The sequence below is a fragment of the Pseudomonas sp. Marseille-Q5299 genome (assembly GCF_943737035.1).
Taxonomy (GTDB): domain Bacteria; phylum Pseudomonadota; class Gammaproteobacteria; order Pseudomonadales; family Pseudomonadaceae; genus Aquipseudomonas; species Aquipseudomonas putida_E.
Genome location: NZ_CALSFR010000006.1, coordinates 204,943 through 218,475 on the forward strand (window position 1 = coordinate 204,943; position 13,533 = coordinate 218,475).

2 protein-coding genes are annotated in these 13,533 nt (G+C 66.6%); both read right to left on the reverse strand.

Annotated features, from left to right (window positions below):
- Nucleotides 1-16: 16 nt before the first annotated feature.
- Nucleotides 17-11,788, reverse strand: coding sequence for a BapA/Bap/LapF family large adhesin (locus tag NGJ21_RS18255; protein WP_502943569.1), 11,772 nt, complete (start codon nt 11,786-11,788; stop codon nt 17-19).
- A 184-nt stretch (nt 11,789-11,972) separates the two neighbouring features.
- On the reverse strand, nt 11,973-13,523 hold the full coding sequence (gene norR, locus NGJ21_RS18260) for a nitric oxide reductase transcriptional regulator NorR (protein WP_012316186.1): 1,551 nt from the start codon (nt 13,521-13,523) through the stop codon (nt 11,973-11,975).
- Nucleotides 13,524-13,533 lie beyond the last annotated feature (10 nt).

Below are 13,533 nucleotides of genomic sequence, written 5' to 3' on the forward strand. Positions count from 1 at the left end.
GCGGGTTACTGCGGCCTCAGACGACATGAATGCCGTTTTGCACCCACAGGTGGTGGCTCGGGTCCTCCTGGGCCGTGTATTGGTTATAGTCGATGCCGTCGGCGCTCTGGCTGCCGGTGAGGTTCCAGTTATCGGTCATGTGCACCGAATCCTTGTCGTCGCCGTTGATCAGCAGCGTGCTGCTGCCGCTTTCGGTGACGGCCACCACATCCGCCAGGTTCAGCGTCAGGGTCACCCCGCTGGTGTCGTTGAGGTCGATGATTTCGATATCGTGGACACGCCCGGCCAAGGAGCCCAAGTCGATGCTGGCATCGCCGCCGCCCCACAGCAGGGTGTCGGTACCACTGCCGCCCTCGACGCTGGCAAAGGCCTGATCCACCACCACGAGGGTGTCGTCGCCGGAGCCGCCTTGCAGGCTGATCTGCCCGCCCTGGCTGCCATCGAGTTGGTCATTGCCATCGGTGCCGGCAATCACCTCGGTGGATGCAGCCGCGGCAACACTTGCGAGGGCCGCCCCCTCGTCGCCACTGTCAGCCAGCAGCGAAGTGGTCGCGGTGAGCCCGGCAGCGTTGTCCAGGTTGATGGTCAGCGTTGCGGTATCGGTGGTGCCGTTGGGGTGCGTCAGTTCGTAGGTGAAAGTGTCCTGTTGGCCGACAACTGCCGAAGTCAGGCCCTCCTTGAGGGTATAGGTGTAGCTGCCGTCAGCGTTCACCAGAAGCGTGCCGTAGGTGCCGGTCACGCTGACGCCGTTGTAACCGGGGATGGCGTAGGTGTTGGCCGCTACCAGCACGCTGAGCACGGTCAGCGTCGAACCGAGGTTGTCGGCACCGCCGCCGGCGGTGTCGGTCAACAGGTTGCCGGTCACTGGGGTGTAGCCGCTGACCACGAACTCGTTGGTATACGTGGTGGTGGTGTTGAGGCTGGTAGTGATCGAACTGAGCAGGCCGATGCCGCCTGCGCTGACACGGATCTCGTAGGCACCTGGGCCCTGGTTCTGGAAGGTGTAGGCCGAGCCGCCGCCGAGCAGGCTGATCAGCGAACTGCCGGGCACAGACTGCACAAGCACGTACTGGCCGGTAGCCGTGTTGAGTTTGTAAAGGGCGATGGTGGTGCCGTTGAGCAGGCCTAGCAGGTTGGCGGAGTTGAGCACCACTTGCAGGTTGGCGGTGGTATCGGCGGCAACGCTGGTGTCATAGACCGCCTGCCGCGAGCCGATCAGCGGCAGGGACAGCGTCCCCAGTGTGGCGCTGCCGGTGTCCACCCGGTTTGCCAGGCTGATGTTGGTGCTGTCGATGTCGTTGACGGCATCGACCACCGTGGCGGGCGCGCTGAGGTTGCTGTCGCTCCATACCTCCGTGGCTTGCGGGCTGTCGATCCGCACATAGAGGTTGGCGACATCGGTCAGGCCGTTGCCGTGCACCAGTTGATAGCTGAACACGTCTACTTTGCCGACGCTGGATGGGGTGCCGTTCGGCGTGTAGGTGTAGCTGCCATCGGCGCGGATCACCAGGGTGCCATACAGGCCTTGCACTTCGGTGGCGCTGCCGGCGGTGACGTAGCTGCCGTTCTTGAGCACCTGCAGCACGGCGCTGCTGTCCGGGCCACGGGCATCGGTGGTGCCGTCGACACCGGGGTCGGTGATGACGTTGCCGGTAGTGGGGGTACCGGTGCCGGTGAGCTCGGTCAGGCTGGAGGTTTCGATGTCCAGCGTGGTGGTGACGTTGGTCACCAGGCCGATGCCGCCGCTGCCTACGGTCAGGCGGTATTCACCGGCCTGCAGTTCGCCGATGTCGACCTGCACCCCCTGGCCCAGGGGAAGCAGAATCAGGTCTAGCAGGCCCAGGCTGTTACCGGTAGCCAAAGTCACCCAGGCCCCGGACGCGTCTTTCACCTGCAGGGTGAAGGTGGCATTGTCGAGCAGGGCCAGGGCACTGCTGGTGGTCAGCGTCAGGGTCGGGTCCGCCGTGGTGCCGGCGTCGACGGTCCAGGTGTAGGTCTTGCTGAAGCCCGCCAGCAGTGTGGTGAAACTGTCGGTGTAGGTCTGCGTGGCGACAACCGGTGCCAGGTTGACGGTGGCGGTGGCCAGGTTGTCGCTGGCGATCACCGGTGCGTTGGCGTCGACGTCCGGCGCAGTGATGTTGACGTTGCCGGAGACGTTGTTGCGTGGGTCGGTGAGCGATACCGACAGTGTCTGACCGTTGTCCTGGGCAGGGGTCAGGGTTACGGAGAAGGTGCCGTCGGGCTGCACCGTGCCGGTTTGCAGGACCGTGCCGGTGGAGCTGCGCACCGTGACCGTGGCGCCAGGCTCGCCGCTGCCGGTCAGGGTGCTGCCGTCGGCGCTGATCACCAGGTTGCTGGCCAGCGCTGGCGGGGTGAGGTCTGGAGCGGTCAGTGCGGTGCCGGTCGAGGTGTTGCCGGTGGCATCGGTCAAGGTGACTGTCAGGGCCTGGTTGTCGATTTGCGCCGCCGCCAGGCTGACCACGAACAGGCCGTTGCTGCCCACTGTGGCGGTGCCCAGCACCGTGCCTGCAGTGTCGCGCACGGTGACGGTGCTGCCGATCTGGCCAGAGCCGCTTACCGTGGTGCCGTTGGCGTTGATGGCGGCCACTGGCGCGGCGGGTGGCGTGGTGTCCGGTGCTGTGATGCTGGCGCTGCCGGACTGGTTGCCGGCGGCATCGGACTGACGCACGGTAAGCAACTGCCCGTCGTTCTGCGTACTGGTGAGGGTGACGGTGAAGCTACCGTCGGGTTGTACCACGGCGCTGCCCAACGGACCGCCCGGGCCGGTGACGGTGACTGTCGCGCCGGGCTCGCCGACGCCGGTCAGTACGGTGCCTGCGCCGGTCACGGCAAGGCTGGTCGGTGCAGCTGGCGCCTGTGTGTCCGGCGCGGTATAGCTGGTGCTGCCCGAGGCATTCTGTGCAACGTCGACCTGCGTCACACCGAGTACCTGGCCGTTGAGCTGCGCGCTGGCCAGGTTGATGCTGAACACGCCGCCAGCGTTGACCACGCCGGTGCCGAGCACATTGCCACTGGCATCACGCACGGTGACCGTGGCATTGGCTTCACCGGTACCGGTAAGCACCAGGCCATTGGCAGACAGCGCAGTGACCACCGGGTTGGCCGGCGGCGTGGTGTCGGTTGCCTGCACGAATACCGGCTGCGATTCACCGCCCACCAGAGCCACGGCAGTGACCGAGAGCGATTGCCCATTCAACTGGGCGCTGTCGAGCTGGAGACTGAAGTCGCCGTTGAGGTCCGCTGCACCCGTGCCGATCAAATTGCCCTCATTGTCATAGACACGGATGGACGCCCCGCTGGTGGCGTTACCCGTGAGGGTCAGGCCATCGGCGTTCAGCACCACATTGGTGGGGGGCGCTGGTGGTGGGATAAGCGGGGTGATGTAGGTCTGCACTGCCGAGGTATTGGTACCGTCGCTTTGGGTCACAGCCAATGTCGCGACCGAGCCAGGTGCGGGTTCGAGTTCGATGGAGAAGTTACCGTTGGCATCGACCACGCCGGTGCCAATCACATTGCCTGCCAGGCTGACAGTCACTGTGGCGTTAGGCTCACCGCGCCCGGTCAGCACGTCGTAGTCGGTATTGATTGCCAGGTTGGTGACCAGAGCAGGTGGTGACGTGTCGGCAGCCTGGTAGGTGGCTGGCAGCGAGGCGTTGCCCGCCTCATCGGTGGCGACCACGGTCAGCAATTGGCCGTTGTTCTGCGCCGGGCTCAACGTCACGCTGAAGGTGCCGTCTACGGTGGCCTGGACGGTGCCGACAATGATGTTGTCCGGGCCACGCACGGTGATGGTACTGCCGGGTTCGGCACTACCGATCAGTAGCGTGCCCGCCTGGTCCAGCTCCAAGTCGGCAGGTTGCGCTGGTGGCACCAAGTCCGGTGCGGTCACTTCGAATGGCGCGGAGGGGTTGCCGGTGACGTCCTGAGCGACGACGGTCAGTACCTGGCCGTCGATCTGTGGGGTTGTCAGGTCAAGCACGAAGGTGCCGTCAGGGTCGATCACGCCTTGGCCGACCATGTCGCCACGGTCGTTCATCACCGTAATGCGTGCCCCCGCTTCGCCGCTACCGATCAGCTGGGTGCCGCTGTCGTTGAGCGACGCGACAACGGTGGCTGGGGGCGTGGTATCGACCGCGGTGACCGAGCTGATGGGCGATATGTTTTCGCTCTCGTCTGTCAGGGTTACCTGAAGGGATTGGCCATTGAGCTGCGGCGAGCTGAGGTCTACCACGAAGGTACCGTCGGCATCCACCGTGGCGGTTCCGATTTCAGTGGTGCCCAGGTACACCCGTACCGTGGTGCCTGCTTCGCCGACGCCGCTTAGCTGATCGCCGGCAGCATTGAGGCGCAGTTCGGTTGCCGGTGCAGGTGGCGTGAGGTCGGGTGCATCGATCGTGACCGGCGCGCTGATGTTGCCGGGTGGGTCGGCCTGTTGTACCGACAGCACTTGCTGGTTGATCTGGGCTGGCGCCAGTTCCACAGAGAAGCTGCCATCGGCGAGCACAGTGGCCGTACCGAGCAGTACGCCTGCGGCATTGGTCACCGTGACGGTAGCGCCCGGTTCGCCAAGGCCGGTGACCACACTGCCATCGGCATTGATGTCAACCTCGGTGAGGATGGCCGGCGGCGTGAAGTCAGGCGTTTGCAACGTGGCGACTGCCGACACGTTACCGGCTGCGTCGGCCTGGCTGAGGCTGAGCAGTTCGGCGTTGCCCAGCGCCGGGTTGAGGGTGACGGTGAAGTTACCGCTGGCATCGACCACTGCCGTACCGATTTCGTCGCCCTGCGCGTTGCTGACGCTGACCTGCGCGCCGGGCTCGCCGCGGCCGGTCAGGGTAACCCCGTCGCTGGAAATCGCAAGCTCAGTGGGGGCGGCCGGTGGAGTGGTATCGGCTGCAATGATGGCGCTGGGGTCGGACTGGTTGCCGGCGGCATCGGTCAGTATCACTTGCACCTGCTGGCCGTTGGCCTGCGGCGCGCTGAGGGTGACCTGGAAGGTACCGTCGGCGCGGACCACAGCGCTGCCCAGTGTGCTGCCATCGGCAGCCAGCACTTTGACGGTGCTGCCGGCCTCGCCAGTACCGTTGAGCAAGCCGCCGCCGCCGGCAAATGCCAGGTTGCCCGCAGCATCAGGTGCCACACGGTCGGGCGCAGTCAGGCTGACACTGTCGGACTCGTTGCCCGCTGCGTCGGTCTGCTGTGCACTGAGCTGTTCGCCATTGATCTGTGCGGTGCTCAGGCCAATGCTGAAGTTACCACTGGCATCGACCACGGCGGTGCCCAGGTCGACACCGCCTTCGCCGATCACGGTGACTGTGGCGCCCGGCTCACCTCGGCCGGTGAGCGTCAGGCCGTCGCTGCTCAGCACCAGGTTGGTCAGCGGTTGCGGGGCAGTGGTGTCCGGTGCCTGCAGGGTCGCAGGCAGCGAAGCACTGCCATCGGTGCCCACGGCATTGACCTGCAAGACTTCGCCGTTGGCCTGGGCGCTGTCGAGGTTGACCGTGAAACTGCCGTCATTGCCCACTGGCGCAGTGCCCAACAGCACGCCGTCAGGGCCATACACATTGACGGTGCTACCAGGGGATGCATTGCCGGTAACCACCAGGCCATCGGCTGAGAGCGTCAGGTTGTCCGGAATGTCCGGTGCCAGGTTGCCCGGCGCGGTCACGGTCTGTGCCGGCGAGGCATTCTGCGCGGCATCGGCCTGGGTCACGCTGAGGCTGTCGCCGGCGGTTGCCGCAGGGCTGAGCGCTACGGTGAAGCGGCCATCGCTGCCGACCGTGGCGGTCCCCAGCGAGGTGCCGTCGGGCGCACGCACGGTGACCGTGGCGCCGGCTTCGCCAGTACCTGTAAGGCTGGCGCCGTCGGCAGCGACGGCCAGGTTGGCGACGGCGGTGGGCGGTGTGGTATCGGCAGCGGTGTAAGGTGCCGCAGGCGACACGTTGCCTGCCGCATCTGTGGCGGTAACCTGCAAGGTCTGGCCGTTGGTCTGGGCGCTGCTCAGGGTGACCTGGAAGGTGCCATTGCTGCTGGCCACGGCGGTGCCCAGGATATTGCCTGCGGCATCACGCACGGTCACGGTACTGCCTGCTTCGGCGCTGCCGCTCAGCTGCAGGCCGGTACTGGCCAGGGCGAGGGCGGCCGGCGCCGCCGGTGGGGTGAAGTCCGGCGCTGTTACTGCAACAGGAAGTGATGTGTTGTTGCCCGCGTCGGTGTGGGTCACGCTCAAGTTCTGAGCGTTAAGTTGCGCACTGGTCAGGGTGAGGGTGAAGCTGCCGTTGGCGGCCACCACGCCTGTGCCAATGATGGTGCCATCGGGGCCGCGCACGGTCACGCTGGCACCCGCTTCACCCAGGCCGGTGAGGGTCAGGCCATTGTTGTTGAGCACCACATTGGTCAGTGGGGCTGGTGGGGTGAGGTCGGCTGTACTGAGGGTGACAGCAGGGGAAGTGTTACCCGCTGCATCCACCTGGCTCACACCGAGGGCCTGGCCGGTTGCCTGTGGGGTATCGAAGGTGACCGTAAACCGGCCATCGGCGCCCACGGTCGCGGTGCCGACCACGGTGCCGGCGGCGTTGCGCACCTGCACGGTGGCGCCGGCTTCGCCACTGCCTGACAGCTGTTTGCCATCGGCACTGAGCACCGGGTTGTCGACCGCAGCCGGTGGCGTGCGGTCCGGTGTTGCCAGGCTCGCCGGGCCAGACACATTGCCAGCGGCATCGCTGAGGGTGACCTGCAAGGCGCTGCCGGTGGTCTGTGCATTTGGCAGGGTGACCTGGAACTGGCCGCTCTGGTTGACGGTACCTGTGGCCAGTACCGCGCCACTGGCATCGCGTACGGTCACCGTCGCGCCCGCCTCACCTTGGCCGCTGACTACGGTTGCCGCGCTGTTCAGGCTCAGGCCGGTGGCAGCATCAGGCGCTTGCAGATCAGGCGCCTGCAAGGTTGCGGCGAGCGAGGTATTGCCCGCGGCGTCGCTCTGGGTAACGGTGAGGTTCTGGCCATTGGCTTGCGGGGGGGTCAGGCTGACGCTGAACAACCCGTTACTGCCAACGGTGGCAGTGCCCAGCTCGGTACCTTGGGCATCCACCACGCGTACGGTCGCGCCCACCTCGCCCTTGCCGATAAGGGTGCTGCCACTGCGGTCGAGGGCAAGCTGGGTGGGAGCATCCGGCGCGGTGCTGTCCTCTGCAACGATGGTGGCTGGTACCGAGGGTTTACCCCCGGCTGTAAGGCGTGCGCTGACCTGCAGGGTCTGGGCATTGAGCTGGGCGTCGCTGAAGAACACTCGGAAGATGCCGTCGCTGCCGACCGTCGCGGTGCCCAGTGTGGTGCCGCCGGAGGTCACGGTGATAAGCGAGCCCACGGTGCCTTCTCCCGTCAGGAGGAAGCCGTCGGCACTGATGGTCAGGGCGGTTGGTGTAGCGACTTCGGTGCCGTCTGGCCCGGCCACGTCGACCGTGGTCTCGTTGCCACCGTCGTCTCGGACCACTACCTGCACGGTGTCGCCGGAAACCAGGGGTGGGTCGACTTCGACAACGAAGGTGCCGTCCGGCCCGGCGGTTGCGGTGCCCAGGTCAGTGGTGCCGTCGCGAACGATGATGGTGGTGCCGGGTTCGGCCGTACCACCGATAAAGCCGCCATCCGGGCTGACCGTGATGTCGGTCGCCGCAGCGGGCGGGGTGGTATCCGGCGCGGTGACGCTCGATGCGCCAGAGTCGTTGCCGGCTGCGTCGCTGACCACCACGGTCAGGGTCTCGCCATTGGTGAGCGGGGTATCCAGCGGCACGCTGAAGCTGCCATCGCCGTTCACTGCAACGGTGACGACAGTGCCATTGGGGTCGGTCACCGTGACCGAGCTGGCCCCGGGGGCGTTGCCGGTCACAGTGGTGCCATCCGGGCTGACGCTGACATCGGTCGGCAGTGCAGGGGGTGTAAGGTCCGGCGCAGTGGCCTGGGCTGCGGTGGAGGTGTTGCCGGCGGCATCTGTGAGGGTGACGTCGAGGCTCTGGCCATCCAGTTGGGCCGGTGACAGCGGCACGCTGAAGTTGCCACCCACCGGGACCACGACCGTGCCCAGCAGGTCGCCGTTGGCATTGCGCACTTCAACGGTGGAGCCCACCTCGCCGTTGCCTTGCAGCGCTGTGCCATCGGCACTGACTTGCAGACCGGTGGGGGCGGCGGGGCCGGTTGTATCGTCAGCGGTTAAGGTGGCAGATGGCGATGTATTGCCCTCGCCGTCGACAAGCACCACCGACAGTACTTCGCCGTTGGTCTGGGGTGGGGCGAGGGTCACGGTGAAGCTGCCGTCGGGCTGCACTTGGGCATCGCCCAGCAGTTGCCCGCCGGCATCGCGCACTTCTACGGTGGCGCCTGGCTCACCCTGCCCGCTCAGCGCACTACCGTCTGCGCTCAGCCCCAGGCCTTGTGCAGGTTGCGGTGCTTCGAGGTCGTTGGCGGTTATGGTGTCGGCAGCGGAGGTGTTGCCCGCAGCGTCCGCCTGGCTGACGGACAGCGTCTGACCGTTGAGCTGAGGTGGGTCGATGGTTACCCGGAAGCTACCGTCGGCCTCCACCACGGCGGTGCCCAATACTGCGCCGCCAGTGCCGGTGACGCGCACTTGCGCGCCGGGTTCGCCGCTACCGGTAACCACGGTGCCATCGGCGGCAAGGGCCAGGCCGGTGGGGGTGTCGGGCGCCTCGTTGTCCGGAGCAGGCAGGTCGACCGCTGCTGACACGTTACCGGTCGGGTCGCGTTGTTCAACGGTCAAGGCCTGGCCATTGGTCTGTGGAGGGGCCAGGGTGAGTTCGAAGGTGCCGTCGCCGGCCACCTCGACGCTGCCCAGCACAGCGCCGTCGGGGCTGCGCACGATCACCGTGGCACCCGGTTCGCCAGTGCCGGTAACGGTGGTGCCGCTGTCGTCGATGCTCGGGTTGCCGACAACTTGCGGTGGGGTGCTGTCGGGGGCGGTGAAGTCGACCGGGCCGGCACTGTTGCCGAGATTGTCGGTGGCCTCCACGGTGAGGCTTTCGCCGTTGCGCTGTGGCGGGTCGAGAGTGACATCGAAGCGCCCGTCGGCGCCGACTGTCGCGGTGCCCAGCACGGTACCGTCCGCCGCACGTACCGTGACGATTGAGCCGCTCTGGCCCTGGCCGGTGAGGTGCAGGCCTGCGCTGTCGATGGCCAGCCCGGAAGGTTGCAGCGGGCCGTCCAGGTCGGGCGCGGTCAGGGTTGCGGTCGAGGTGTTGCCCGCAGCGTCACGAAGTACCACGTCGAGCATCTGGCCGTCGGTCTGGGCCGGTGTGAGGGTGAGGGTGAAGACGCCGTTCGCGCCGACCACGGCAGTGCCCAGCAGCGTGCCCTGGGCATCGCGGACTTGCACGTTGGCCCCAGGCTCACCGCGGCCAGTGAGGGTGACGCCATCGGCGCTCAGTTGCAGGTCACTGGCCGGGTTGGGCGGGGTGATGTCCGGTGCACCGACCTGGGTCGGCAGTGAGCTGTTGCCGTCGGCGTCCAGGGCCACCACATCGAGCAGCTCACCATTGGCCTGAGCGGGGTCGAGGCCGACGGTGAAGTTGCCATCATTGCCCACTTGCACGCTGCCCAGCACATTGCCTTGGGCGTCGCGCACCTCCACCAGGCTGCCTGCCGGAGCGGTGCCGCTGACGGACGAGCCATCGGGGGCTACCACCACCCCGGCGGGGCCTTCCGGGACGGGGGTCTGTGGCACGATGATGCTGAGCTCAGGCGACGGATTGCCGGCAGCATCGGTTTGTACCAGCACGATGCTTTCGCCCGCAGCCACTGGAGCATCCAGTTCGACCAGGAAGGTGCCATTGGCTGCCACGGTGCCACTGCCGATCACATTGCCGTCGGCATCCAGCACTTGCACTGTGGCACCCGCTTCACCGCGGCCCGATATCACGACGCTGCCGGCGCCCACCACCACGCCGGTGATGAGGCCCGGGGCAGTAATGTCCGGGGCGGTATAAGCCAGTGGTGCGGAGCTGTTGCCGGCGGCATCGGTGACTGTGATGGCCAAGGCTTCACCGTCGGCCTGGGCAGGGTCGAGGGTGAGGCTGAAGCTGCCGTCCGGCCCGACGATAGCGCTGCCGATCAGGGCTCCGGAGGCGTCGCGCACTTGCACCCGTGCACCGGGTTCGGCATTGCCGGTCAGCGTTTGACCATCGCTCAGCGTCAGCCCGGTCGGTTGCCCGGGGGCTACCAGGTCCGGTGCCGTCAGCGGGCTTGTCGTTGATACGTTGCCAGCGGCATCGGTCAAGGTCACTTGCAGCGACGAGCCATCGGTCACGGGCGGGGTCAGTTGCAGGGTAAAGGTGCCATCAGGCTGCACCGTCCCGGTCCCCACGACCTGGCCCTGGTCGTTCGATACGGTTACCGTTGCTCCTGCTTCACCGCGCCCCGAGACTGTACGGCCATCGGCGCTGATGATCAGGCCACTGGCGGGCGCTGGCGCAGTGGTGTCACCACCGCCCGTATCGATGTCCGGCGCGGTGACGGTGCCGGCAGTGGAGGTGTTGCCGGCGGCATCGGTGGCCGTTACCTGTAACTGCTCGCCGTCGACCAGCGGTGGGTCGAGGGTGATGCTGAACGCACCGTTGGCGCCCACGACCACGCTACCCAGTACCGTGGTGCCGTCCGCTGCGAGCACGCGCACAGTACTACCTGGTTCGGCACGCCCGCTGACTACTCTGCCGTCAGCGCTGACGGCCAAGTCGGTCGGTTGTGCGGGCGGCGTGGTGTCGGGCGGGTTGCCGACCCCGTCATCGGGTGCGTTGACGGCTGTTGCGGGTGAGGTGTTGCCAGCGGCGTCACTGGCTGTGACTTGCAGCGGCTGACCCTCGGTTTGCGGGGGTTGCAGGGTGATGCTGAACAGGCCGTCGGCACCTGCCACGGCGGTACCCAGCACGGTACCGTTGGCGGCACGCACTTGCACGGTGGAGCCGGGTTCAGCGCGGCCGGTTAGTGTGGTTCCTTGCTCGTTGACGGCCAGGTCGCTGGGGGCCAGGGGGGCGGTTGCATCCGGTGCGGCCACGTTGCCCGGCTGCGAGACGTTGCCAGCAGCATCGGTCAAACTGACATCCAGGCTTTCGCCATTGACCTGGGGTGGGTTCAAGGTCACGGTGAAGGTGCCGTCGGTGCCCACAGTGCCGCTGCCGATCAGGTTGCCGGCGCCGTCGCGTACATTCACCGTGGCACCGACCTCGCCGCGGCCAGTCAGGCGCAGGCCATCGGGCGAAACCAGCAGGTCTATGGGCGTGGCGGGTGGCGTGGTGTCGCCTGGCGCAGAGCCGTCGCCGCTGCTACCGCCTCCACCACCGCTGCCTGCGGCGGCGGCTGCGCCGCCAACGCCCAGCAGGCTCAGCCCGGCAATCGCCCAGGTCGGGGTTTCGCTGCCAGCGCCGCCGATGCCTGCGACCAGTTCATCGAGCGAGGCGACTTCCTCGAAGGTGAAACCGCTGAAGGCTTCGGCATCGTAGTTGGCGTGCCACAGGGTGCCATCTTCGCCGACGAAGACCATGTCACTGCCGACACCCGCCTGGTCCACGGCAAAGAAGTTGCCGACGGTAACCTTTTCCCCTGACTTGAGTGTGACGATCAGGTCCTGACCCCGACGGGTCACGGTTGCCACCTGGTCAGGCGCAACGGGCATTTGCACCACGCCTGGGCTGTTGAGCGTGATATTGCCCCAGGCATTCTGGGTGGCGACGGTGGTTTGCTTGTCGGCGACGACGATGTTGTCCATGGATGCTCCCTGCTGGTGTGCGGCACACAGGGACACCGTTGGCGATCCTGCTGGCGCAACCGCTTGTGCAGTAGCACGCAGCCCGGTCGCATAACGGCCCTGTTACCGGTGGTAAGGGAGATATAGCAGCCCAACGGAAAGCAACCAGAGGCTTTCTGGGTTAATCCTTTGGTAGGAAACGCGTCTAGCGCAGGCCCAGGCGCCGAGCCAAGCGGTTTAAATTGGCGCGATCCAGGCCCAGTTCGCGGGCGGCGGCGGCCCAGTTGTCCTGATGGCGCTGCAGGCAGGCATCGATGATCTGGCGTTGGTAGCCGTCGACAGCTTCGCGCAAGCCACCTTCGGCCAGCGACGGCGCCGGCAGGGGCGCAGGGGAGGGTGCCTGTACCCCGCCCGCCACGGTACGCAGGTCCAGGTCACTGGCTTGCAGGGTAAGGATGCGTGGCCGGTCCGGGTGCTGGCCCAGCGCCTTGAGGGCTGAGCGACCGATCAGGTGTTCCAGTTCGCGCACGTTGCCGGGCCAGTCGTAAGCCAGAAGCGCCGATTGCGCTTCGTTGCTCAGGCGCAGGCTGTTCAGGCCCAGACGTGATCGATTCTGTTCGAGGAAGTAGCCCGCCAATAGCAGCACATCGCGCCCACGCTCGCGTAGCGGCGGAACCTGCAGCGGGTACACGCTCAGGCGGTGATAGAAGTCGGCGCGGTAGTTGCCGTTGCGCACCTCGGCGGCAAGGTCGCGGTTGGTTGCTGCGATCAGGCGCACATCTACCGTGTGTTCGCGGTCTGAGCCCAGGCGCTGCAGTTGCCCGCTTTGCAATACCCGCAGCAGCTTTGCTTGCACCGCCAGCGGCAGTTCGCCCACTTCGTCGAGAAACAGCGTGCCGCCGTTGGCCAGTTCGAACTTGCCGCGACGCTCACCGTGGGCGCCGGTAAAGGCCCCGCGCACATGGCCGAACAGTTCGCTTTCCACCAGCGTGTCGGGCAGCGCGGCGCAGTTGAGGCTGATCAGGGGCTTGTTGGCGCGGTGGCTGGCCTGGTGCAGGGCCTGGGCCACCAGTTCCTTGCCCACGCCGGTTTCGCCGGTGATCAGCACGGTCAGGTCGCTACCGCCAACCAGGCGTATTTCATCCAGCAGGCGCTTGTGCGCCGGGCTTTGGCCAATCAGCTCTTTGTCCTGGCCGCTGGCCTGGCGATAGATTTCGGCGCGCTGGTGCTCATCCTCGGCGCGCAGTGCCAGGTGCTCGATGCGTTCGGCCACCGTGACCGTGGCGGCTGCCAGGCTGGCGAAGGCCTGCAGGGCATCGAGCTCCAGGCTTTGGAACTGGCCCGGGGTGAGGGCATCGAGGGTTACCAGGCCCCATGGGCGCTCGTCGACCATCAGCGGGCAGCCCATGCAGTCATGCACGTGAAGGTCGACGTCGTGGGCATTGACCAGGCCGTCATAGGGGTCGGGCAACTGGGAGTCGCTGGGAAAGCGGGTGGGCTCGGCGCGGCTGAGCAAAACCTGGAAGCGCGGATGCTCGCTGACTTTGAAGCGCCGGCCCAGGGTATCGGCAGACAAACCGTCGACAGCCAGTGGCACCAGCCATTCGCCATCGAGCCGCAGCAGTGCAGCGGCATCGCAGGGCAGCAAGCCGCGCATGGCTTGTAGCAGACGGCGGTAGCGTTCCTCTTCGGGCAGGTCACGGGACAGGTCGCTGACCAAGGGGAGCAGGGCGGTGAGCAGCGGCTTTGCAGTCATAAGGACTCCT